This is a genomic window from Planococcus salinus, from assembly GCF_003719725.1.
Lineage (GTDB): Bacteria > Bacillota > Bacilli > Bacillales_A > Planococcaceae > Planococcus > Planococcus salinus.
In genome coordinates this window covers 194486-218642 of the sequence record NZ_RIAX01000003.1, presented here as the reverse complement: position 1 = coordinate 218642, position 24157 = coordinate 194486, and the positions used below count along the sequence as shown (strand labels likewise).

The 24157-nt window shown below is 46.5% G+C and carries 23 protein-coding genes and 2 riboswitches; of the genes, 15 read left to right on the top strand and 8 right to left on the bottom strand.

The genetic code is table 11. The annotated features are described in order from the left end of the window. The first annotated feature begins 3 nt into the window (after positions 1-3). Positions 4-969, top strand: coding sequence for a glutaminase (locus EEX84_RS05845; protein ID WP_123164670.1), 966 nt, complete (start codon positions 4-6; stop codon positions 967-969). A 29-nt stretch (positions 970-998) separates the two neighbouring features. Here the strand turns inward: EEX84_RS05845 and EEX84_RS05840 are convergent, their stop codons facing one another. Further along, positions 999-1553 carry a hypothetical protein gene (locus EEX84_RS05840; protein ID WP_123164669.1) on the bottom strand — a complete coding sequence of 185 codons (555 nt, stop codon included), beginning with the start codon at positions 1551-1553 and terminating at the stop codon, positions 999-1001. A gap of 344 nt (positions 1554-1897) precedes the next feature. Between EEX84_RS05840 and EEX84_RS05835 the strand changes: the two genes are divergently transcribed. From EEX84_RS05835 to EEX84_RS05815, 5 genes are all read left to right on the top strand, one after another. Then, on the top strand, positions 1898-3094 hold the full coding sequence (locus EEX84_RS05835; RefSeq protein WP_123164668.1) for a DUF2382 domain-containing protein: 1197 nt from the start codon (positions 1898-1900) through the stop codon (positions 3092-3094). Positions 3095-3252: 158 nt separating this feature from the next. After that, positions 3253-4179 carry a YflT domain-containing protein gene (locus EEX84_RS05830; RefSeq protein WP_123164667.1) on the top strand — a complete coding sequence of 309 codons (927 nt, stop codon included), beginning with the start codon at positions 3253-3255 and terminating at the stop codon, positions 4177-4179. 100 nt (positions 4180-4279) lie between these two features. Then, positions 4280-4480 carry a YwbE family protein gene (locus EEX84_RS05825; RefSeq protein WP_123164666.1) on the top strand — a complete coding sequence of 67 codons (201 nt, stop codon included), beginning with the start codon at positions 4280-4282 and terminating at the stop codon, positions 4478-4480. A 50-nt stretch (positions 4481-4530) separates the two neighbouring features. Beyond that, the gene (locus EEX84_RS05820; protein ID WP_123164665.1) at positions 4531-5019 is read left to right on the top strand and encodes a YflT domain-containing protein; all 489 of its coding nucleotides are present in this window, start codon (positions 4531-4533) and stop codon (positions 5017-5019) included. A 120-nt stretch (positions 5020-5139) separates the two neighbouring features. After that, positions 5140-7278 carry an ATP-dependent helicase gene (locus EEX84_RS05815; protein ID WP_123164664.1) on the top strand — a complete coding sequence of 713 codons (2139 nt, stop codon included), beginning with the start codon at positions 5140-5142 and terminating at the stop codon, positions 7276-7278. A 64-nt stretch (positions 7279-7342) separates the two neighbouring features. Here EEX84_RS05815 and EEX84_RS05810 read toward each other — a convergent pair whose 3' ends face one another. Beyond that, on the bottom strand, positions 7343-7651 hold the full coding sequence (locus EEX84_RS05810) for a DUF3243 domain-containing protein (protein WP_123164663.1): 309 nt from the start codon (positions 7649-7651) through the stop codon (positions 7343-7345). A gap of 162 nt (positions 7652-7813) precedes the next feature. On the opposite strand from EEX84_RS05810, the gene EEX84_RS05805 reads away from it, so the two are divergent. Beyond that, positions 7814-8701 carry a VLRF1 family aeRF1-type release factor gene (locus tag EEX84_RS05805; RefSeq protein ID WP_123164662.1) on the top strand — a complete coding sequence of 296 codons (888 nt, stop codon included), beginning with the start codon at positions 7814-7816 and terminating at the stop codon, positions 8699-8701. A 52-nt stretch (positions 8702-8753) separates the two neighbouring features. Here the strand turns inward: EEX84_RS05805 and EEX84_RS05800 are convergent, their stop codons facing one another. Next, on the bottom strand, positions 8754-9431 hold the full coding sequence (locus EEX84_RS05800) for a hypothetical protein (RefSeq protein ID WP_123164661.1): 678 nt from the start codon (positions 9429-9431) through the stop codon (positions 8754-8756). 206 nt (positions 9432-9637) lie between these two features. Continuing rightward, a riboswitch (SAM riboswitch) is annotated at positions 9638-9748 on the top strand. A gap of 110 nt (positions 9749-9858) precedes the next feature. Further along, a riboswitch (SAM riboswitch) is annotated at positions 9859-9969 on the top strand. Between the two features lie 126 nt (positions 9970-10095). On the opposite strand from EEX84_RS05800, the gene EEX84_RS05795 reads away from it, so the two are divergent. Genes EEX84_RS05795 through EEX84_RS05775 form a run of 5 tightly spaced genes read left to right on the top strand, consistent with a single transcriptional unit; the run spans position 10096 to position 15719 of the window. Further along, the gene (locus EEX84_RS05795; RefSeq protein WP_123164660.1) at positions 10096-11088 is read left to right on the top strand and encodes an aliphatic sulfonate ABC transporter substrate-binding protein; all 993 of its coding nucleotides are present in this window, start codon (positions 10096-10098) and stop codon (positions 11086-11088) included. Between the two features lie 43 nt (positions 11089-11131). Continuing rightward, positions 11132-11968: an ABC transporter permease gene (locus EEX84_RS05790; RefSeq protein WP_123164659.1), complete on the top strand. Its 837-nt coding sequence runs from the start codon at positions 11132-11134 to the stop codon at positions 11966-11968. A 12-nt stretch (positions 11969-11980) separates the two neighbouring features. Then, positions 11981-12748, top strand: coding sequence for an ABC transporter ATP-binding protein (locus EEX84_RS05785; protein WP_123164658.1), 768 nt, complete (start codon positions 11981-11983; stop codon positions 12746-12748). Then, positions 12720-14432, top strand: a complete 1713-nt coding sequence (acsA, locus tag EEX84_RS05780; protein ID WP_123164657.1) for an acetate--CoA ligase — start codon at positions 12720-12722, stop codon at positions 14430-14432. Before EEX84_RS05785 ends, acsA begins: the two co-directional genes overlap by 29 nt. A gap of 39 nt (positions 14433-14471) precedes the next feature. Next, positions 14472-15719: a homoserine dehydrogenase gene (locus EEX84_RS05775; RefSeq protein WP_123164656.1), complete on the top strand. Its 1248-nt coding sequence runs from the start codon at positions 14472-14474 to the stop codon at positions 15717-15719. A 58-nt stretch (positions 15720-15777) separates the two neighbouring features. Here the strand turns inward: EEX84_RS05775 and EEX84_RS05770 are convergent, their stop codons facing one another. Beyond that, a complete protein-coding gene (locus EEX84_RS05770) occupies positions 15778-16422 on the bottom strand; it encodes a hypothetical protein (protein ID WP_123164655.1) in 645 nt (214 codons plus the stop codon). Positions 16423-16424: 2 nt separating this feature from the next. Beyond that, positions 16425-17252: an ABC transporter ATP-binding protein gene (locus tag EEX84_RS05765; RefSeq protein WP_123164654.1), complete on the bottom strand. Its 828-nt coding sequence runs from the start codon at positions 17250-17252 to the stop codon at positions 16425-16427. 193 nt (positions 17253-17445) lie between these two features. On the opposite strand from EEX84_RS05765, the gene EEX84_RS05760 reads away from it, so the two are divergent. Both EEX84_RS05760 and EEX84_RS05755 read left to right on the top strand, forming a co-directional pair. Further along, entirely contained in the window at positions 17446-18423 is a 978-nt protein-coding gene (locus tag EEX84_RS05760) for an ABC transporter substrate-binding protein (protein WP_123164653.1), read from the top strand. Then, positions 18420-20381 (top strand): iron ABC transporter permease, encoded by a 1962-nt coding sequence (locus EEX84_RS05755; protein WP_123164652.1) that lies wholly within the window; start codon positions 18420-18422, stop codon positions 20379-20381. Before EEX84_RS05760 ends, EEX84_RS05755 begins: the two co-directional genes overlap by 4 nt. Before the next feature lie 53 nt (positions 20382-20434). On the opposite strand, the gene hmpA (EEX84_RS05750) is transcribed toward EEX84_RS05755, so the two are convergent. Both hmpA (EEX84_RS05750) and hmpA (EEX84_RS05745) read right to left on the bottom strand, forming a co-directional pair. Beyond that, complete coding sequence (hmpA, locus tag EEX84_RS05750) at positions 20435-21616, bottom strand: NO-inducible flavohemoprotein (RefSeq protein ID WP_123164651.1); 1182 nt, start codon at positions 21614-21616, stop codon at positions 20435-20437. A gap of 158 nt (positions 21617-21774) precedes the next feature. Continuing rightward, complete coding sequence (hmpA, locus tag EEX84_RS05745; protein WP_123164650.1) at positions 21775-22956, bottom strand: NO-inducible flavohemoprotein; 1182 nt, start codon at positions 22954-22956, stop codon at positions 21775-21777. Positions 22957-23051: 95 nt separating this feature from the next. Here hmpA (EEX84_RS05745) and EEX84_RS05740 point away from each other — a divergent pair, with 95 nt between their 5' ends. Next, positions 23052-23486, top strand: a complete 435-nt coding sequence (locus EEX84_RS05740) for an RrF2 family transcriptional regulator (protein ID WP_123164649.1) — start codon at positions 23052-23054, stop codon at positions 23484-23486. 31 nt (positions 23487-23517) lie between these two features. Here the strand turns inward: EEX84_RS05740 and EEX84_RS05735 are convergent, their stop codons facing one another. Continuing rightward, entirely contained in the window at positions 23518-23940 is a 423-nt protein-coding gene (locus EEX84_RS05735; RefSeq protein WP_123164648.1) for a pyridoxamine 5'-phosphate oxidase family protein, read from the bottom strand. Between the last annotated feature and the right edge of the window lie 217 nt (positions 23941-24157).

Genomic DNA, 24157 nt, shown 5'->3' with positions numbered 1-24157 from the left:
GACATGCAAAGTAATCCGCGGATTCAGCAACAACTGGCAGCATGGGTGGAAGAAAACAAAGGTCATGTTATTCTGGGGACAACCGCACAATACATACCGGAACTCGGCAAAGCAGATCCCAGTAAGCTCGGTATTTGTATGCTTGATGAAGACGGTAATTATTATTGTGCCGGTGATACGGATGAAAAGTTCACCTTGCAAAGCATTTCGAAGGCACTGACGTTTATTGCGCTCAGCTGCCACTATGGGTTGGAGTTTGTATTGGAGCGGGTAGATGTGGAGCCGACAGGTGAAGCTTTCAATTCCATTATTCCGTTTGAAATCCACCGTCCGAACAAGCCGTTCAATCCGTTCATTAACGCCGGCGCCATCACTGTTTCTTCTTTACTGCCGGGGCGTACGAGCCAAAAAAAGTACGAGTACTTATTGTCCTTCCTGGAGAAGCTGGTCGGTCATCCGCTTGAAATGGACCACGATGTCTATGACTCGGAATGGAAATCTTCCCATCGAAACCGGGCTCTCGCTTATTATTTGAAAGAGGCGGGATTCTTGGAAATTGAAGTGGAAGAAGCGCTTGATATCTATATTCGCCAATGCTCGATTCAAGTCAGTACACAGGATTTGGCACTGATCGGTTTGATCATTGCGTATGATGGCTACAATCCGATTACAGAAGAGAAGTTTTTTTCAGAAGAAATCGCCCAAGTAGCGAAAGTGCTGATGGTCACGTGTGGCATGTATAACTCTTCAGGAAACTTTGCAGCACACGTTGGAATTCCGGCAAAAAGTGGAGTATCAGGCGGCATTATGGCTGCAGTTCCTCCAAAGTTGCATTCCCAGACATATGAATTCCGTGCTGGTGCAGGCATCGGTGTGTATGGCCCAGCCATTGATGTACAAGGGAACAGCGCTGCCGGCACGATGATGCTGCGGCAAATTTCAAAGGAATGGGACTTAAGCATTTTTTAAACGAAGAACAGCCGTGAATCACTTGTGATTCACGGCTGTTTTTTTGTATAAGCTTGATTTACTTTTTTGATATGGAATTGCAGGCTTTGTGTGTTGACGATGCATTCGAATTTCTGTCTATTTTTTATATCATTGAACTGCAGCGTAACAAGCTGTTGGCTGACGGATTTGATTTGGGGAGAGGAAATCACTCCGATTTCCTGATTTTCCATGACATGGGCGATCGCTTTACTGATGCTGCGGCTTTTTTCATCGTCATATAACTTAAGAGACAGGATGGTTTCCTGGTCTGTCGATGAATGGTCGATTGGCTGAGGGCTGTGAGTGAGTTCCACCAAATCGCCGGCTTTGAGGGTTTCCGGTTCTATTTCTTCTTCAGACACTGTAAAAAGGTGGGATTTTTCAGTCACTTCGTAATGAATGTCGTTGATCAGGACAGTGTGAGTGGAAGGAAACTGGACAACTTCGACTTCGTTGTAATCAGGTTGGTCGGCAGCATTGCTTTCAGACAACACTTCGTCTGCTCCGCAACCGCCAAGTGCAGCAACGATAATTGCCAATAACCCTATCAATAAATTACGCATGACCACACTCCTTTATTAGATCTTACCTAACATCATAGACGATTGTCGGTCTCGAAAGTGGGGGTTTATCAAATTGATAATGAAATGAAATACTTGTAATCGCCTTAATTTTTCTGAAAATTCTATTCTTAGAATCCGCTGGAAATGCATAAGTGACAAGACTTTGAAAGAAGGGTTCTCTAAACGGCGACACCGGCTGAATAACAGAGAAAGGGAATTTTGCCTTGTTTAGTAGGAAAAAGTGTTCAATCAAAAACGTCAATGTTTGAGAAAATTGAGGTCGGGTATTTTTCAAGTAGGCAAGATTTTTCGAGACTATCATCATAAAATTGGAGGAATCAGAAATGGCCAACAATAAATTTATGGGAACATTCGACAGCGAGACGGAAGTGCTACGAAAAATCGAAGAACTGAAAGCGCAAGGATCACGTGAAGAAGATATGTATGTCATGGCAAATGACAAAGATCAGATTTCAATGGTTCGGGGACGCACAGATGTAGATTACAAATCTTCCGAAGGAAATTGGATGGACAAATTCATGGGCTTCCTGTCAGGAAACGAACCCGTAAGAGAAGCGTTCTCCAGTATGGGAGTGGATGAACAAGAAGCAGATCGTTATTACCGTGAAGTCCAAAACGGAAAAATCCTTTTATTCGTTGATCGTGAATTCGGAGCTTCCTACGAAGGAAAAGCACCGTATGACAATAATGCCTATGGAGAACCGGATACGAGATCTACGACAGGAACCGGCCTTACGGGAGCTGCCGGAATGGGCGCAGCATCTTCTCCTGGATCTACAGGTACAGGCAGTACTGGATATCCGGATACGGGAGCTGTAGGAAGAGACGGTCTGACAGTCGATACGAACGAATCAAATGATACAGTCTATAACGAAGAGCGTGATTTATCAGGCATCAATGGCAGAGCGGATACTGATACCACTGACACAGCAGGTGTTGGCAGAGATGCCGGTACAGGGTTTGGCTTAGGATCCGATAAAAAAGTGGATGATGTCGGCAGAGATACTCGAAACGCCGATCGCTTTTCTGATACAGATTCGGTAGTAGGCGATGACCGAACGGAGGAAGAAAAACTTCGCCTGCATGAAGAGCGCTTGAATGTCGACAAAGAAAATGTCAAAACGGGCGAAGTGAACGTCGGCAAGCACGTAGTGGAAGAAGAACAGAGCGTCGAAGTTCCAGTGGAACGCGAAGAAGTGTATGTAGAACGCCGTCCTGTCAATGAAGAAACCACTGAAGGCGATTCTACTTTAACAGGAGACGCTTATCGGGAAGGTGAAAACATTCACATCCCGGTAACGGAGGAAAAAGTGAATGTATCGAAGAAAGACGTGGTCAGTGAAGAGATTGTGGTAGGTAAGGAAAAAGTGAAAGATACCGAAACAGTAAGAGATACGGTGCGCCGCGAAGAAGCGGATATCGACGATGATACGACACTTGGTCGTGACAAAGACCTGGACCGTGATAGAGGCTTGGGTCGTGACCGTGACCTGGACCGCGATGACAAAGACCGTTTGTAAGTGGATGTAAATTTTAGCGAGACGGAGGGACCCCCCCTCCGTCTTTTTATATGGAAAACAAACCGTATAGTGGTTCGATGTTTTTGACTGTCGAGGGCGGGTATTTCTATATATAAGGAAACTTTTTACTAAGTGTAACGGAAGCGGAGGAATAAAACATGGCCAACCACAAATTTATTGAAACATATGATTCGGAAACAGAAGTGCTGAGAGGAATAGAGGAGTTGAAGACAAAAGGATATACAGAAGACGACCTCTTTGTCGTGGCACGCGATCAAGGGGAAATCTCCATGGTGCGCGGGCGTACAAACGTAAAATCCAAAGTGGCCGGTGAAGGAAAGCTTGAAAACTTCCTGGGTTTTCTGACAGGCAACGGACCTGTAAAAAAAGCTTTTGCTGAGATGAAGTTGGAAGAACAGGAAATCGAACAATACCTGCAAGCTGTAAAAAGCGGGAAAATCGTTTTGATTGCTGACCGGGAGTATGGCACTTCACATGTCAGCAAGGGCTTCAACAGCACGGCAGCCTATGGTGACCCTAAGGATCAGACAGATTACGCAGCAGCCACTGGACCTGGGGTGGATCGTCGAAACGCGGGGACAGAAGATGCAGAATCAGAAGAGGAGGAAGCGACTCTTTCCACCGGTCCGAGTTCCCGGCAAGGGCTAATGCCGAATGATGAGTTAACAGACACAGCAAACACAGGAAGAAACAGAAGAGGGGTGCCGATGATGGACCGGACAGTGGACAATGTCCCAGCGAACGATCCCAATGTGCCGGACATGGGGGCACCCGAAAACCAAACAGACAATGTACGCGAAGTTGATGCGCACACGATCGATATCGGCAACAGCCAGGATGCCCTGTCGGATATGCCGACTTCGGATCCCACTAAGACGGATATCCCTTCAGCCGAAGAGAAAATGCCGGATGTGCCAACAGGCAGCCAAGGTGTCGACCGGTCATTGGATACTGATGCACCGGGTGATTTATCCCAGACTGCGAGAGACAGAACCCGCGAGCGGGAAAGTGACAATCGGGAAAACGGCGAAAATGAAACCAGTCCGTCAGACTCCCGTAAATAACGAAAAGTCTGTTGCCTCCTTGAAGAGGCGGGAAATTCCGTCTTTTTGCCGGAATTCCGCTGTTTGGCGTATGATAGAAGAAAAGCAGGAGGCGATAGGAATGGACGGAAAAAAGAGAAGTGATATCAAACCGGGGTTGGAAGTCAATGTCATTTTAAAGAAAGACCAACGGACAGGAAAGAAAACACGAGGCGTGGTCAAGGATTTGCTGACAAATTCCCCAACCCATCCCCATGGCATCAAGGTAAGGTTGGAAGACGGACAAGTAGGCCGTGTCTGCGAAATTGTGCGTTCCGAATAATGGCTGTTTAATGGATTGCAAGAAATCATCTTATTCAAGGAGAGATAACCATGCCCAATCAATTCGTTCAGACGTATCCAACAGGAGAGGAAGTTCTACGTAAAATAGAGGAATTGAAAAGAGAGGGCTACAGCGAAAATGACATGTATGTAATGTCACGTAAAAACGACGAATTGTCTCTCGTGAGAGGTCAGACAAATGTTGACTATCATGTGCCTGAAGACAAATGGATTGATCGTTTCGCCTCGTTTTTAACAGGAAATGAAGAAGTTCACCAAGCTTTTATGAGCATGGGAATCAACGAACACGAATCGGAAGAATTGTATCAGAACGTTCAGGATGGACAGTTATTGCTGTATGTGGACAGAAGGTATGCGGAACGATTTGAACATGACAAAGACGAGGAATCTTTCGAGCTGGGGGAGAAAGAAAAAACTACCGTGCAGAACAAAAAATTGAACACGGAAGATACGAGAGAGTTACAACAGGAAAATGAAGAAAAGACAGAGGAAATTGATTCCCGCCATTATAAAAGATGAAATGCACCGATGCCTTTGTCCGTTCGAAAAAAGTTTGTATAATCAGGGGGAAAGCCAACTGATTATACAGCTTTTTTTTGTGGTAAAATAATGATATTGAAATTTAAAGGAGCTTTGTGCATGAGCCGTTTTTTTGAACAGAAAAAGCAGGAACTGGGAGTCCAATTGAATAAGATTCAACGTAAAGCGGTAGAGCGCACGGAAGGTCCTCTGCTGCTTTTGGCTTGTCCAGGATCCGGTAAAACCACTACCATGATTATGCGGATCGGTTACTTGATCGAAGAAAAAGGTGTCTCTCCAAAGCGCATTAAAGCCATTACGTTCAGCAAAGCATCCGCCAGAGACATGGTGGAGCGTTACAAGCGATTTTTCCCTCTCCATGAACCAGTTGATTTCTCTACCATCCATAGTCTCGCATTCCAAATCACCAGACAGTATTTTGAAGGGTCACGTTATGTCATGATTGAAGGAAGCGAAACAAACGGTCTCCATAAAAAACGCTTGCTGCGTGAAATGTATCAAACAGAAAATGAGGAGCCGATTACAGAAGATCAGCTGGAGGAATTGATGTCGTTCGTCAGCTTTGTGAAAAATAAGATGATTCCGTGGGAAAAGTGGGGCAAATTGAAAGAGCCTTTTCCAGGTGCCATCGAAATTTTGAAAACGTATGAGGCATTTAAGGAAAACTATGACTATAGGTTAGTGGATTTTGATGATATGCTGACTTTAGCCAATGAGGCACTCGAAAAAGACACAGCATTGCTTGCGAAATATCAGCAGCGATGGGATTATGTCATGACCGATGAAAGTCAGGACACGTCACTGATCCAGCATGCCATTGTGGAAAAACTGGTGGCTCGGCACCAGAATCTTTGTGTGGTGGCGGATGATGACCAGTCCATTTATACATGGCGCGCGGCTGAACCGACGTATTTATTGAAGTTCAAAGACGTTTATCCCAATGCCTACGTGATGAAGATGGAGCGCAATTACCGTTCCACAAAAAGTATTGTAGACACAGCCAATACATTTATCAAAGCCAATAAAAAACGCCACGATAAGAATATGTTCACCAAACAGGAAAAAGGGAATCCAATTGTCATTAAAAAGCTGGCATCGGAAGAAGCACAGTTGAAATATGTGATGAAAGAGCTGAAATCATTAACCGAGTTCGGGGAAGTCGCCATTTTATACCGCAATAATTCTTCTTCCACTTTGCTGATGAGTGAACTGGAGCGGCTGGGCATCCCATTTTATATGAAAGACGCTGATAACCGGTTTTTTTCCCATTGGATTGTGGAAGATATGCTGAATTTTATGCGCTTCAGTTTAAAGCCGGAGCGCATCGACATCTATTCCAAAATCGCCTCCAAAACCAATGCGTATTGGTCCGCGTCCCAATTACGATTTCTAAGCCGTATGAAACCAACAAAAAAGAATGCTTTCGATGAAATCAATCGAAGCGTGACGTTAAAAGACTATCAGATAAAGATTCTGACAGAGCAGAAGAAATGGTTTCAAGCTCTGCAGACGATGAAGCCATTAACTGTTCTGCGAACGATTCGCGGTGAACTTGGTTATGACCAGATGCTGTCAAGCAGAGCGGAAAAATTCGGCATGCGCCTTAATTATTTGCAGCAAATCTTAGTAACGCTCGAACACATCGCAGAACCATTGACGTCCATGACGGAGTTTGCGAAGCGGTTGAAAGAGCTGGAGAAAGTGACGAAACAGGCAAAGGCGGAAAAGACCGATGAGATGCTGACGCTGTCAACTTTCCACAGCGCCAAAGGTTTGGAGTTTGAACGTGTCTACATGATCGATCTGGTGGAGGGGATTATTCCGGCAGAAGAAGACAGCGAAAATGCAGATGCTTTGGAAGAAGCCCGCCGATTGTTTTATGTCGGCATGACCCGCGCCAAAAAGCATCTTGAAATGATCAGTTATGACAACGAATCGCGTTTTGTGGACGAAGTAAGGGACATCACTATGCCCGCTGCTGTCGTCCGTGCTCCGCTCTCCGAGAAGCGGCGAGCAGCGAAAGCTCCTGCCAATATCAAAGTGCCTGACAATCCCAATGCGGTGAAAGAGGAAGACGTTTTGCTTGAGGGAGTGAAAGTCCGCCACCGTGTTTTTGGAGTGGGAGAAATAGTTGACCGGGATGCTGAACGTCTTTCCATCCAGTTTGCCAAAGAGCGGAAAGATTTGATGATTGATATTTGCCTGAGTTATAAATTATTGGAAGTAGTCGATGGATAAGTGACAGTTTCCCATTCAAACAACAAGCGGCCTTCCCAGAGGGAAAGCCGCTTGTTGTTTTTTGTTATTCCTTTTCCACCATACGCAGCAGCATGTGTGCCAGCATATGCTGTTCTTCTTTTGAACCTACTGTCCATAACTGCTGTAACAGATGTTCTTCACGGTTGCGGGGTTCTTCGTTTTTCGCCAAATATCCGGCTACTTTTTCAGTGAGTTGGGCAAGACGTTCTTCGCTCAAGCCCATCTTCTGGCCCATTTCCACTTTTTCGCTTAAATACTGCTTGAAATTATTGAAGTTCTCCAGGATTTCCTCATTGTTCTCCTTGTCCATTTGCTTCAATTTATTTTCGACTTTTTTGTCCATGTTCTCCATTTGAAATCCTCACTCCTTTTTTTGATTGCATTCCTTATTTACCACGTCTGCAAAGTATTTAAACGTCAGAATTTTGAATAAAGAATCGAAAGTCTCGTTTATTCCCTTCGGCTTAGGGTAAATACATGAACAAGGATGGAATTTAAGGAGGATGATGAATGCATGACGTTATACGATGAAATCCAGAAACTAAAAAGTTTCGAATGTGAAGATCGGTGTGTGTTGAGTGTTTATTTGAATACAAACCCTGCTGATTTGAATGCGCAGAGCGGTGCATGGAAAATCCATCTTAAGAATGGTTTAAAGCGATTGGATGAGTACTTGACCGCGTCTCACGACGAAACGGAAATAAAAAATTACAAGAAACTCAGAAAAAAAGTAGAACAGGAAATCCTCGATCATCAAAACGACCTCCAAAAGGGTGTCGTTATTTTTGCATCCACGCATGATGATCTTTGGTCCGTCCATTACGTGCAAGTGCCGGTGAAGACCAGTTTCCATTGGGAAACCAAGCCTGTGCTTGATGAGTTAAGATACATGTACAAAGCTTACCCGTACGCAGGGGTTGTATTGCCTAGCTTTAAAGGCGTCCGTGTTCTGGATACATCGATGGGAATTATAAATGATGAAATTTATTACGAGTTCGATTCTGGACTGGAAGTATGGACAGAACAAAAAGGTGTGCGCAGTTCAGGAAGAGTCCAAGGCAGAGCCGGTGCCGGAACTGCACGCTCGGGTGCCGCTGGGTCAGTTGGCGGCGGTGCCGCAGGAGGGAACAGTCCGGTAATTGGCGGAAGCGGCGGCGGAAGTCCTGTCGACGAATTGGATCACCGCTTAAAAGAGAACCTGGAACGTTTTTACAAAGACATGGGCGGTAAAATTGAAAAGCTGAAAAAAGAGCGTCATTGGGAAGAGATTCATATTGTCGGGGAAGCGGAACACGCCAAATCTTTCTCAAGAGCTTTGCAGAAAAAGCCGAACAGCTGCATTTACAAAAACTTGATCAACTCTCAACCGTCCAATATCCTCCACGAGGTTTTTGAAAAATAAAAAACGAAAGCTCCAGCGTAATTGCTGGAGCCTTTTTTAATGCGTATTTTTGTTAATGGGGCTGCGGACAAAATGCGCAAGTATCAAAGTGTGGAAGTTCTTTATACAAACAGCATGTTTTCCGTAAAGGCCGGGAAACCGCTTGTTCAAGAGAAGCTGTTCCCAGCATCGCAGCCAAATAAGATTTTTTTAACGGCGCCCAGTTTGCAGCATCCATCAGCCACTCCATGTCTTCAGCTGCGCGTCTCGGATTCCGTTTTTCCAGGTTGGCATAAAACCAGATAAGGGAGCCCAGTATATTTTCCCAAAGGATAATCGGTGAGATTTTCACATGGATACGAAACTCACTGATAAAAGCGGCGATTTGTTCGTGAAGAATAAAATGAAATGCGTCAAAACGCTCTTCTGGAGAAATCAATTGAAAGTCGGCTGAACGGACGTGCGTTTGCAGCAGGTTAAATCCGTAATTGTGGACCCGGTCGAATGACATCTGTTCAATGGAACCGGCAAAATAGCCGTTATGATGAGTAATCAAATTAAATTGGGCAGAAACGAACAAAGCGTATTGACGAAAAAAATAAGAGACGGCGACTCCGGCATGTTCAGCTCCGCTCCATTCCTGCAGTCCGCAGATGAAATCTTCAGTAGTTGCTGGAAGAGCATGCAGAGGCTGTCGATCTACAGAAACGGCATAAGAAGATAATTCATGTTTTAACTGTGGTGGAAACATCGGATCATTGCTCCTTTTGAGTAAAAGTCATGGCAGGCCTGTGTATGTATTTTACTATATCAGTGTCTCCTGTCTGTTTCGTGAAATTTATAAAATTTAATGTAACTTTCAGGAAAATTTGAAAATATTATTGACAATGAATTCAGACTGGCATACAATCATCAGCATAGCTTAAATTACATGAACCAGGAAATTACAATTACATACTCTTATCCAGAGTGGTGGAGGGACTTGGCCCTGTGAAACCCGGCAACCAGCAAGCGATGCTTGAAAAGGTGCTAATTCCAGCAGGTAGGCGACTACTTGGAAGATAAGAGAAGGAGCAAAGGCCTTCTCTTGAGAAGGTCTTTTTCTTTTGGGGAAAGGGGAAAAAGATTAACAGCAATCAGTTCCCCCAAAGCAACAAAGAATATAACTGAATAATTACTTCTTATCCAGAGAGGCGGAGGGACAAGGCCCTGTGAAGCCCGGCAACCAGCAAGCATATGCTTGAAAAGGTGCTAATTCCTGCAGGCGGTTGGTGCCTGAGAGATGAGAAGAGGCAGATGTCCCTCTTCTTGCTGAAGGGGGATTTTTATTTTGGGAAAAACGTAAAGCAATGCCTGTATTTAAGCTGAAAACCAAGTTTTCCAATTGAGGTACTAAAAATGAGGAGGAAACAACAATGAAAAAATTATTGGCAGTAGCATTATTAATCGGTTTAGCGGCTTTCACAGCTGGCTGCACGAACAGTGCAAGTGGGGAAAAAGATGAAAAATTAGAAAAATTAACACTGGATTATGCTTATTATTCCCCCACTAGTTTGGTGCTCAGAGAATTTGAATGGGCAGAAGAGGAATTTGAAAAAGAAGGAATCGAAGTGGAGTTCGTACTCAGCCAAGGCAGCAACAAAGCGCTGGAATTCCTGAACAGCAGCAGTGTGGACATCAGTTCATCGGCGGGAGCAGCAGCTTTATTGGCTAAAGGAAACGGGGCGCCAATTGAAAGTGTGTATATTTACTCAAAGCCCGAGTGGACAGCGCTTGTATCGGAACAAGGCTCAGACATCAAGTCGGTCAGCGATTTAAAAGGGAAGAAGGTAGCGGCTACGTTGGGCACGGATCCTTACATCTTCCTTCTGCGTGCGCTTAACGAAGAAGGTTTGAGTGAAAGCGATGTTGAGATTGTCAACCTTCAGCATTCAGACGGCGCATCAGCATTATCGAACGGACAAGTGGACGCATGGGCTGGGCTGGACCCGCATATGGCTTCCGTCGAACTATCGACAGACGCGGAGTTATTTTACCGGAATCCGGATTTCAACACGTACGGCGTATTGAATGTGCGCCCTGATTTTGCGGAAAAACATCCGGAACAAGTGAAAAAAGTGATTGAGCTTTATGAGAAAGCCCGGACTTGGATCAACGAAAATCCGGACGAAGCAGCTGAGCTGCTGGCTGAAGAAGCGGGCATCGATCTTGAAGTGGCACAAAAGCAGCTGGAACGGACGGATTATTCCAATGCGTTGCCTGGAAATGAGCATGTAGAAGCGTTACAGGCTGCGGGGGACATCCTCCAAGAAGGAGAATTGATCGATCAGAATGCAGATGTGGACAAACTGGTGGATGAATTGATCAATCCGGAGTATGCCGAACAAGTCATCGGAAAACAGGAATAACAACCAGAACGAAATGAAGTGAAAACAGAACGGAGGATGCTGCATGGCCAGTAAAAATACAGTATTACCCCAGAAATCCCAATGGAAAAGCAAGGACAAGATCCGGATTCCGAAAAAGCTGAAATTGACTTTAGTCGGAAGTATCGTTCCGCTTGTGCTGCTGGTCGCTTGGCAAGTGATGAGCGTTATCGGTGTTTTTGAGAGCCATTTACTTCCCGCTCCGACTCAAGTGCTGGAAAGGATCGGCAGTTTGGTGGCTGACGGAAGTCTATGGGGGCATATCGGCGTGACATTATACCGGATTTTTATCGGTTTTGGCATAGGAGTCGCTTGTGCGGTGATCGCCGGATCTGTTGTCGGTTACTTGAAAACGGCGGAATTGCTGGTTGATCCACTCATCCAGGGATTCCGGTCTATCCCGTCTCTGGCCTGGGTACCATTGTTTATCTTGTGGATGGGCATTGGCGAACCTTCCAAAATCACGCTGATTGCTGTCGGTGTATTCTTTCCGGTCTACTTGAACATCGTTTCAGGCATTCAAGGAGTGGACCGCAAATTGATAGAAGTCGGGAAAATCTATAATTTCACGCCGCTTCAAATGGTCAAAAGAATCATTTTGCCTGCTTCTCTTCCTTCTTTTTTTACAGGTGTCAGAAGCGGTCTTGGTCTTGGGTGGATGTTTGTTGTGGCGGCGGAACTTATGGGCGCAAGCAAAGGAATCGGCTACTTGCTTGTGGTCGGTCAAAATACGTATTCACCGGACTTGGTGCTGGCGAGTATCGTCATGATTGCGATTTTCGGCAAACTGACGGACTCAGTGCTGAAAGGCTTTGAAGTGAGAGCCCTTCATTGGCAGGACAATTTCGGCAAACAGAACTAAAGGAGTGAGATCATGCTGTCATTGAAAAATGTATCGAGAACGTTCAACGGGGGATTGGCAGGCTTTCAGAACATTAGCCTGCAATCGAAAAAAGGGGAAGTCATCGGCTTGCTCGGAACAAGTGGATGCGGCAAAAGCACATTGTTGCGGGTTATTTCCGGCCTTGACCCCGATTACTCGGGAGCGGTGGAAATTGACCAGGAAAAAATCAAAGCCGTCCATGAAAAAGTGGGGATTATCTTTCAGGAGCCGCGTCTCATGCCCTGGTTGAACGTCATCGATAATATCGGTTTCGGCGTAAAACAGAAAACCGATAAATTGAGCGAAGCGAAAGCGTACATAGATCTCGTGGGACTGGCTGGTTCTGAAAAACTTTACCCGAAAGACTTATCAGGCGGCATGGCTCAACGGGTGTCCATCGCACGGGCTTTGATCACCAATCCGGAAGTACTGTTGCTGGATGAGCCGTTCAGCGCATTGGATGCGTTCACCAAAATGCAATTGCAGGACCTGTTATTGAATATCTGGAACCAATACCGGTCTTCCATCTTTTTGGTCACCCATGATATCGATGAAGCCTTATATCTCTGTGACCGGATTTTCATCTTGAGAGGTCAGCCGGGCGAAGTGTACAAAGAGTTGACGGTAGATGTCCAGAAGCCGAGAACCCGCGGAGACGAAGAGTTGGCGAAAATGAAAGGACAGATCTTGGAGTTGCTGGATTTATCCAAATCAGAAAAGGGGAATCAGAATGAGCATAACAAAGTTGCTTCCAAATAAAGCTGACAAAACAGTCTATAATCTTTCCAATTACGAAGAAAGCCTTGCTGGATTTTCATGGAAAGAAGTTGAAAAACAATTCACGTGGCATACCACCGGAAAAGTGAACGTGGCGCATGAATGCATTGACCGCCACGTGGAAGATGGCTATGGAGAAAAAACAGCACTCCACTATTTGGACGGAGAACAGGAAATCAAGCTCAGTTTCGCGGAAGTGAAAAAACAGACGGACCATTTGGCGACCGTTTTGAAAAATAATGGCGTCCAAAAAGGGGATATCGTCTTTATCTTCCTGCCGAAAAACCCTGCCTGCTATATCGCGATGATTGCAGCGGTCAAAATAGGTGCGATTGCAGGGCCATTGTTCGAAGCGTTTATGGAGGAGGCGGTGAAGGACAGAATTTCCGACTGCCAGGGACGTTTTATCATCACGGATACGGAACTTGGGAAGCGCATACCGAAAAAGGACCTGCCTTCATTGGAGAAAATTTTCGTCACAGCAGAACCGGAACAATGTGACGCGGATGAGATTTCGTTGAATGAGCTGCTGCGGAACACAGCGCCTGAAGAAAACGCAACAGAATGGGTTGATTTGGAAGATGGCTTGAACATTCACTATACGAGTGGTTCGACGGGCAAACCCAAAGGCATCATTCATGCGCACCGGGCGATGATCCAACAATACCAAACCGGGAAATGGGTGCTGGATCTGAAAGAAGAAGATGTCTATTGGTGTACCGCGCATCCTGGCTGGGTGACTGGCACCGTGTACGCTATTTTTGCCCCTTGGCTCAACCGGGCTACCATCGTTTTGAACGGGGGCCGATTCGCCGCAGACTCCTGGTATTCAGCAGTAGAAAAAGCGGGCGTGACGGTCTGGTACAGTGCACCGACAGCTTTCCGCATGCTGAAAGCGGAAGGAGATGAAATCCTGAGACGCTACGATTTGAGTACCCTGCGGCATTTACTGAGCGTCGGAGAGCCTTTGAACCCCGAGGTGATCCATTGGGGCAATGAAAAACTCGGCTTGCGGATTCACGATACCTGGTGGATGACGGAGACCGGCGCCCAGCTGATTGTCAATTTGCCTTCTGAAGTGATTAAACCCGGCTCCATGGGACGTCCGTTCCCGGGAATCGAAGTGGCCGTTCTGGGCGAAGAAGGGGAGATACAGCCAGCCGGTGAGATCGGACATCTGGCCATCAAAGCTCCGTGGCCGGCCATCATGAAGGAAGTGTGGAAAAACAAAGAAAAGTACGCTTCTTATTTCCAGTTTGGCGAATGGTATTTATCGGGCGATCTGGCGTATCAGGACGAAGAAGGCTATGTTTTTTTCCAGGGGCGCAGCGATGATATGATCAATTCCTCCGGGGAACGCATCGGTCCGTTTGAAGTGGAAAGCAAACTGATTGGACACGAAGCAGTGGCGGAAGCAGGAGTCATCGGTAAACCGGATGCTGTACGCGGGGAAATCGTCAAAGCATTTATCGTACTGAAAAAAGGGTATGAAAACTCACCTGAACTGCTGGAAGATATCCGGAAATTTGTGCGTTATGAATTGGCAGCACATGCTGCTCCGCGTGAAATTGAAGTATTGGAAGAACTGCCGAAAACGAAAATCAGCGGAAAGATATTGCGGCGTGAGCTGAAAGTGCTGGAGCAGGAAAGGCTCCTTAAAGCGTAATTTGATATGAAATGATAGAAAGAAGAAAGGAGTGGGACGATGTCAGTCGTCAATGCAGCGATATTGGGATTTGGAACTGTCGGTGAAGGAGTGTACCGAACCATCCAATCCCATCAGGAAGAGCTGGAAGCGGCTCTTGGCAAACCGGTCAAAGTTGTGGCCGTACTCGTGAAAAATGAACATAAAAGCCGAGAAATTGAAACAGACGTACTGGTTACAACTGAAATCGAAGAAATCTTTAATTTGCCTGATTTGCATGTAATCTTTGAAGCAATTGTCGACAAAGAGCCAAGCTTCACTTATCTGAAGCAAGCGATTGCGAAAGGATGCCACGTCATCACGGCCAATAAAGAAATGTTTTGCTATCATGGCCAGGAACTGCTCGATTTGGCACAGAAACAGCGAGTCGGTGTCGGGTATGAAGCAAGTGTGGCAGGGGGAATACCGATTATCCAGACGCTTCAGCAATTATTGAACATTAACAATGTCACAGCCATCCAGGGCATATTGAACGGTACTTCGAACTTCATTTTGACAGAGATGCGGGAACAGAAGCAGTCGTTTGAAGCGGCGTTGGCACTCGCGCAACAAAAAGGATATGCAGAAGCAGATCCTGGGAACGATATTTACGGATGCGACGCTTTTTATAAGCTGATGATTTTAAGTGGTCTGGTATTTGGGGAACAACCTGATTTGAAATCGGTGAAAATCAATGGAATCACCGGGATCACGCTTGAACAAATTGAATTGGCGGACCAGTGGGGACTGCGTTTCAAGCATTTGGCTTCAATTGAAAAGAAACAGGAGCGCCTGCATGCTTCGGTCACGCCGGTACTGGTGTCACAGTCACACCCTTTGTATCACGTGGAAGGCGTTGACAACGCCGTAAACGTGACGGGGGATTTGGTCGGCGATATTACCTTGCAGGGTCCAGGGGCAGGCATGTATCCGACAGCCAGTGCCATGGTGGAAGACCTTGTCCACGTCCTGCAAAAACCAGCCGGAGAAAAAGCACGAAATAAAGCAGCTTCGAAAATCATAAAAGAAAACGGAGAACAGGACGCTTCGTACTGGTTAGTCAGCAATATAAAACAAGAACAGTTATCGAATGCAGGCATCGATTTTGAACAACTCGAAGAAAGTTTCTTTGCAGCAAAAGCGAGTCCTGCTCAAATTGAACAATTGAAGGAACAAGAAGACGGAACAACGGTTTACTACCCGATTGTCGGAACGTTTGAACTGAAAAACGAGCATAAAGAGACCCATTTGATCGGGGCACATGGATAAGCTGGATAAAACAGAAGGTTGATGACAAGAAGAAAAACGCTCCGCGGCTGCGGAGCGTTTATTTTTTCTGCGGGCAATACGGGCATTTATCCGTGCCGGGCAGTTCCTTGTACAGGCAGCAGGTAATGCGCTGATATTCCGCTTTCGCCTCATCAAAATCACGGCCCCCCAAAAACTGCCGAAAAAAAGATTTGCGCATTTCTGGCTGCCAGATGGCTGCATCGAGCAATGCCTCCACGTCCTGTTCAGCTTGTTTGCTGTTTTGCATGCCGTACATCCAAATAACGTATCCCCAAATATTCTCCCATAAAATAAGTTTGGAAACGTGACCGGCTTTACGGAAAGCTTCCACAACCGGCAGACCGTAATTTTTCAGCACCGCTTCCAAATCGCCGTCCAGCCGCTCGCGGATCAGCCGTGCATCCACATCGAAAGAGATGCCGCCCGGTGTGTCGACCAAGTGGATGTTCTGCAGCGAACCATCCCACATTTTCCCCTGAGCCAGCAAATAAAGCTGCGCGGTAATGAAAAAACCGAAGCGCCTCATGAAGATAGACGAGGCTACGGCTTCACTTGGTGCTTCGGTTGTTTGGATGATATGGTTCAAAAGATCGGTGTTCCGAACTTCCATGCTTTCTGCTACCGTCATGAAACCGTCAGGATCCTCATGGGCGTTGACTTGAAACAATTCAAGTTCTTTCATCGTCAGGACCCACTCAAGGCTTCCCGGATTTCCGGTACAATGCAGCGGCCTCTGCCAAATGGAACACAATGGGGAGTGCCGAATAACGGATCTTTTGAGACCTGGCATTCCATACCGAAGACTGAACGTACCAAGTCACAATTGATGACCGTTTCCGGAGTGCCCTGACCAAAGACTTCGCCATCCTTGATGGCAATGATATTGTGGGCATAACGGGAAGCGAGGTTCAAGTCATGCAGCACCATAACGATTGTGCGGCCGTGAACTTCGTTTAATTCGAACAATAAATCCAATATTTCAATTTGGTGTGTCATATCCAGATAAGTCGTCGGTTCATCGAGCAGGATGATTTCAGTATCCTGTGCCAAAGTCATGGCAATCCAAGCCCGCTGGCGTTGGCCACCGGACAATTCATCAACCGGTTTATCCCGGAATTCGTCCACACGTGTGGCTTTCATCGCGGCTTCCACTTTTTCTGTGTCTTCCTCGGTCCAGCGTTTGAGCCATGACTGGTGAGGATAGCGACCCTGCTTCACCAGGTCGTGGACGGTCAAGCCTTCCGGAGACACAGGTGATTGAGGCAAGATCCCCATTTTCTTGGCAACTTCTCGTGAAGACATGCGGTCTATTTCTTTTCCTTCAAGCAAGATTGACCCGTCCTGTGGTTTAAGTAAACGCGCAATCGAACGGAGCAGTGTTGACTTGCCGCAGCCGTTGCTTCCGACAAATACGGAAATCTCGCCGCGCGGAATTGTAAGATTTAAATTTTCGAAAAGTAGTTTTTCGTTGTATCCAACTGATAAATTATCGGTTTTGACAGCCGTCGTCATTGGGCTATTCCTCCACATCTTTCGTCATAATGATGACTGATAGGATTTCTCATTACCGCTACTATATCATAAATTTATGAGGGTTGAGAACGATTTTCATCTAATTTCTTAATAAACCTTTACATTTGTGACAGTAAGCCATAAAATGAACGTATTGAGAATCGTTATCAAATGAATCTGGAGGTTCCTTATCATGAAAATGCATTTATTAGCAGTACTGACAGTCCTGTTGCTGGTGCTGACAGCCTGCTCCACAGCTGAAGAAGAACCAGCGACTGAAACAACGGAAGAAAACTCTGTAACAATAGAAGGAACGAACGGTGAAGTGACATTGGATGCACCGGCAGAAAAAGTTGTGGCACTCGAGTGGACCTATGCGGAAGACTTGCTGGCGGTGGGCGTTCAGCCTGCGGGGATGGCCGATATTGTAGAGTACGGCAATTACGTAAATATTGAACCGCAGCTGGATGATTCGGTTGTCGATGTGGGCGGCCGGCAGGAACCGAACCTGGAGGCAATCGCCGGTCTTGAACCGGATTTGATCATCGGTGTCGATTTCCGCCATACGGCGATGTTGGAAGAATTGGAAAGAATCGCACCAACTGTCATCTTTAACCCTTACCCGGAGGATGAAAGCATCGATCTGTACCAGGAAATGGAGACAACGTTCCTGGAAATCGCGAAAGCGGTGGACAAGACACCAGAAGCAGAGCAAGTGCTGGCTGATCTTGAAGAAGAATACGAAAAAAGCGCAGCCGAAATCGAAGCAGCCGATTTAAAGACACGGGATTCCATCCTGACACTTGCCTATACAGGACCCCAAGCTCCTGAAATTCGCGTCTTTACACCGAATTCCATGGCGTCGATCATCATGGAACGCATTGGGCTGAACAATGTGCATCAGCCGGATCAATTCGAAATTTTCGGATCCAGCACATTCAATGTGGAGGGCCTGACGAAATACGAAAATGCCAATTACTTATACACAGTGCCGGATGAAGATAACATCTACGAAAACCAACTGAGCGGCAATGCTGTCTGGGAAAACCTGACCTTTGTTGAGGAAGGGCGCACATATGATTTAGGTCCGGATACATGGCTGTACGGTGGTCCGTTGTCGGCAGAAACGCTGATGAACCAGATTACCGACGTGATGGTGGGCAACGAATGATCGGGAAAATGAAAACCAAGTCCTTTGTCTCTTTGACAGGGGGCTTTTTCCTGCTTTTTCTGCTGTCTGCCATTCACTTGACACAAGGCCAGGCAGACTACACGATAGCGGAACTGCTCAGTGGAGTGTGGGCGGAAGGACGGATTCAGGACATTGTGACGTCCATGCGGTTGCCGCGGCTCGTAATCGGCATATTGGCCGGCGGAGCGCTGGCTGTCTCTGGAGCTGTATTGCAAACGTTGACCAATAATCCACTGGCATCTCCGGGGACACTGGGGATTAATGCAGGGGCTTTTTTCTTTGTCGTGCTGTCGATGATTTTCTTTCCGGGATTTTTGGGAACCTACCCTTTCATAACGGCTTTGCTCGGAGCGGTTTTGTCTTCTGTGCTGGTCGTCGGTCTTGCAGGAAAAACGATGGATCCTGTCCGCGTCGCTTTGACAGGGATGATTATTTCCCTTTTGTTCGCGTCGTTGACCGGTGCATTGCAGCTGTTGTTTGAAAATCAAACAAACGGCCTTTTCCTATGGGGTTCCGGTACATTGGTTCAATTGAACTGGGAAGGCGTTCAATTTGCCGCTCCGGTAATTGCGCTGATGTTTGCGGGAGCATTGCTTCTTGCAAAAGCTATGGACATATTATCACTTGGTGAAGATATCGCCTCATCTCTTGGACAGAATGTACGTTTCGTCAAACTGGCATCCTGGGGAGCGGCCATCGTTTTGGCAGCGGCTACAGTAAGCGTGGTAGGTCCAATCGGTTTTATCGGATTGATGGCTCCCCACATCGTCCGCATGATGGGCATACGCGGCCATCTTCAAATTTTTATCCATTCGTTTCTGTGGGGCGGTGTGATGCTGGTGGGAGCCGATGTGCTTGGCCGGACGATTCAGCCTGGTCAGGAAGTTCCAGTCGGCGCAATGACGGCGCTTATTGGTGGGCCATGGCTTTTGTATCTGGCATGGAAAACAGCGAAGTCATTGAAACGCGGGGACCGCCAAATGGGAGGCACAACCAAACCGATCCGTTTGGCCGTGATAGTGCCGGTTCTGGCGGTCATGATTGCAGCCATTATTCTGCTGGCGCTCAGCTATAACGGCATGGCCTGGAATTTTAACTGGCTTGAACCGGTGGTATGGGACTTCCGGGTACCGCGCGTTTTGACAGCGTTTATCGTTGGGATCATGCTGGCGATCACTGGAGTGATTTTACAGGGCGTCCTGCGAAATCCGTTGGCAGACGCCAGTGTGCTGGGTGTCACTTCAATGGGAGGAGCGGGGGCAATGCTGCTGCTCGTCATGTTCCCGGCTATTCCGGCGGCTTTTTTGCCGCTCGGTGCAACATTCGGTGCAGCACTTGCCCTGGGAATCATTTTGCTGACGGCATGGAAAAATAACTTTCAGCCGATGCTGGTGGCATTGATGGGAATCGCCATCTCTGCTTTTGGTTCAGCCGCTACACAGGTATTTGTCGTCAAAGCCCAACTGGCTGTATCCAGTGCACTCGTCTGGCTGTCGGGAAGCACGTACGCCAAAGGATGGGACGACGTCCAGTTTGCTTTACTGTTGCTGTTGTTGTTCATTTTTCCGGCGGTGTATATTACACGCAGCCTTGATACACTCACGTTTGGTGATGATGTGGCAGCCGGACTTGGCTTGAATATCCGTTCAACGCGCGTATGGGCGTTGATCATCGGGGTAGCCATTTCAACGGCCGCAGTGTCGATTGTCGGTACAATCGGCTTTATCGGCTTGGTGGCACCGCATATCGCACGCCGCCTCGTCGGCTTCCGCCATTTGCCATTGATGCTGTCTTCCGGTTTGATCGGCGGATTGCTGCTCGTCACCGCCGACTTTATCGGGCGGATACTGATTGCACCCAAAGACATCCCAAGCGGACTTGTCGTCGCGTTGATCGGGACGCCGTATTTGCTGTATTTATTGCGGAAAATGAAATAAAGACGAAAAAAGGACCTGCCGGTAATTCCGGCGGGTCCTTTTTGCTGCTTCTATTAAACTGTTTGCAATGCGACGGCCGGTCCGAAAAATTCAAAGTGAATTTGTTCTTCTGTCAAGCCGAGTGCGCGCAGTTCAGTAATCATGGCTTCCATGAATGGAACAGGACCGCATACATATACCTCTCCGGTAACGTCGACCATTTCTTCCAGAACTTCACGTGTGATAAAGCCTTGTGGCTGTTCAGAATAAAGCGTTTTGTAATTGGCATTGTCCATGGTTGCCACATATTTCTGAATGTCTTTGTCAAAAGCGTGCAGGCTCTCGTTGCGTGCAGCATGCAGGAAAGCTGTTGGACGCTCAGGAGTTACTGTCGCGACCGTTTCAAACATACTCATCATCGGTGTGATGCCGACACCGCCACTGATAAATGCGACAGGAGTCGTGTGGTTGGCATCGAGAACAAATTCGCCTGCTGGAGCGCTGACTTCGATGGTATCGCCTACGTTGACTTGGTTATGCAGGAATACTGAAACTTGTCCAGCCGGGTCATTGTCGTCTTCGCGTTTCACTGAAATGCGGAACTCATCTGGACGTGAAGCTTGAGATAAGCTGTATTGACGGTTTGATAAATACTTATCTCCCGGGATGGAGACACGGACAGAAATATATTGGCCAGGCTGGTAAGTTGGCACATCTGAGCCATCAGAAGGTTTCAAATAGAATGAAGTGATGTTTTCACTTTCTTTCACTTTGCGTGCCACTGTGAAATCTTTGAAGAAAGACCAGCCGTTTTGCTGGTTTTCAGCTTTTTCATACATGTCTTTCTCGACACCGATAAAGGCATCGGCGATTACGCCGTAAGCTTCAGCCCAAGCGTTGATGATGTCGTCAGTTGCAGCATCACCCAGCACTTCTTTGATCGCTTTCAACAGATATTCTCCGACAATCGGGTAATGCTCAGGTTTTACACCAAGACTTACGTGTTTATTGGCAATCTGCACAACGGCAGGAAGGATGGCTTCCAGATTGTCGATATGGACCGCCGCTGCATAAACGGTATTGGCGAGTGCTGCCTGCTGGCGACCTTGTTTTTGGTTTGCATGATTAAAGATATTTAAAAGTTCAGGATGCGCTTCAAACATATTTTTGTAAAACACGGTAGTGATGGCCGTTCCGTGCTCTTCCAATACAGGTACTGTGGATTTAATGATTGTTCTTGTTTGTTCTGATAACATAGTCAATCTCTCCTTTTGTTTTCTATAGTTTGACTATAAACCTGTTTTGAAATTAAAGATATATTTTAAATACATCTTTAAAATTTTAGACACATTTTGATGTCACAAAATTGCCACAACAAAAAAGACCCGGAGGCTCCGGGTCTTTTAAAGTGACGTTAGTTCGTATTCAAATCCATGGCTGGGCCGAAGAACTCATAATGAATCCGTTCCTCTGGCATTCCGATATTCCTGAGTTCCCGGATCATGATTTCCATGAAGACGGTAGGTCCGCACACGTAGGCGTCTCCGGATGTATCTACGTATTGTTCCAGCATTTCACGGGTGATGAAGCCATTTTCTTCATCAGAATAAACTGTTTTATACTTGGCGTTTTCCATTTTTTCGGAGTATGCCTTGATGTCGTCGTCAAACGCGTGCTGCAAACGGTTGCGTGCACCGTGCAGGAAGACAGTTGGACGTTCCGGCGTTGAAGTTGCTACCGTTTCAAACATACTCATCATCGGCGTAATGCCGACACCGCCGCTGATAAACGCGATAGGTGTTGTTTTTTCGACGTCCAATACAAAAATTCCAGCAGGGGGACTGACTTCGATGGTATCTCCTTCATTTACATGTTTGTGCAGATAGTTGGACACCACGCCATTCGGATCATTATCGCTTTCCCGTTTGACGGAAATGCGGAATTCATCAGGTTTAGATGCTTGGGACAAACTGTATTGGCGAATGACCAGGTATTCATTATCAGGCATCGACAGCCGTACAGATATATATTGTCCGGCTGTATAAGGGGGCACGTTCGAGCCGTCAGCAGGACGCAGGTAGAATGAAGTGATGACGTCGCTTTCTTTCACTTTTCGGGCCACCACGAAATCCTTAAAGTAATTCCATCCATTTTCCTGGCTTGCCGCCTGTTCATACATATCTTTTTCGACGCTGATAAAGGCATCGGCAATCACCCCGTAAGCTTCACCCCATGCTTCGATGATTTCGTCTGTTGCGGCGTCTCCAAGAACTTCTTTCATCGCTTTCAGCAAGTATTCACCGACAATCGGATAATGTTCCGGTTTTATTCCCAAGCTGACGTGTTTATGGGCAATTTGCACAACAGCCGGCAGAATTTCTTCCAGATTATCGATATGAACAGCTGCAGCATATACCGCTTTAGCCAATGCTGTTTGCTGTCTGCCCTGAGCCTGGTTGGCGTGGTTGAAAATATTCAGCAGTTCAGGATGCGCTTCGAACATTCTTCTGTAAAAGACAGTCGTGATATCCACACCATGTTCTTCAAGTACAGGAACTGTCGATTTGACGATTGTCTTGGTATCTTCTGATAACATATCCTTTCACTCCTCACCAATCTAGTATTCAGGTTCAATTGCTTTCAGGGAAATCCCTGACTCGCTATAATAGAACTGCAGGGAAGGTGAAAATAATGAGATTAACCATGTATACTGATTTCTCGTTGCGTGTATTGATTTACCTGGGTTCAAAAGAACAAGGAAAACTCACGACCATTCAGGAGATTTCAGACGCTTACAATATATCAAAAAACCACTTGATGAAAGTCACGTTTGAACTTGGAAAAGCGGGATTTATCGATACCGTGCGCGGACGGGGAGGCGGCATGCGACTCGCCGACATTCCGGAAAATATCAACATCGGAACGGTCGTCCGGAAAATGGAAGACGACTTTCATTTGGTTGAATGCTTTGACAGAGAACACAACCGTTGCCCCATCGCTCCGGTGTGTGGGCTTCGAGGAGTGCTCGGCAAGGCATTACACGCTTATTTATCCGTTCTCGATGAATATACGCTGGAAGATCTCCTGTTCAACAGAGAAGGCCTGCGGGAAATTCTGCAGACATAAAAATGGCTCGAATCCTCGAGCCGTTTTTTTTTTATAAATCTAATGACACCGGAGATTCGCCTTTTTTATTCATCAGACGGGCCCGTGTCGGTTTGATGGTCAGTATCAGCAAATCAGGGTCATCCGGCCCTTTAAACCAACCTTTTAAATGGTCATTCCACAAGTTTTCCAAAATGCTGCGATCGTCATGCTCAGCTATTTTCCCTTCAATTTCCAGAAAAGCATCCCCGAAACCTTCCCCTTCGTAACCCAGCAGAATGTGGGCATTCGGGTTTTGTTGCAATTCATCTACTTTTTGTGTCTGTTTGCTTGTTGCAGTGTACAAAGTGAAGTCTTCATTAAAGAAAGTCATGTAACGGGAATGGGGTTTATTGTCTTTTATCGTCGACAACACGCCCACATGGCTCTCATCCAATATTTTCATCGCCGTTTTTCTAGCTTCTTCCTGGTTCACTTTCATCACTCCTTTTAGTTCCTATATTCCTTTTTGGAAATGGATTAAACATGAAAGGCCTGCTCAAAGGGCAGGCCTTTAACTTGTTGAGAAGATGTTCAGCAACCCGATATTCCGCAAACCAGCTGCGCTTTCCTGCGGGCTTGCGCTGAACTAACTCGGGCTCGGCGCCCGAGTGGATTTCAGCACTTCGCTATCCCGCTGGAGTCTCCGCTGT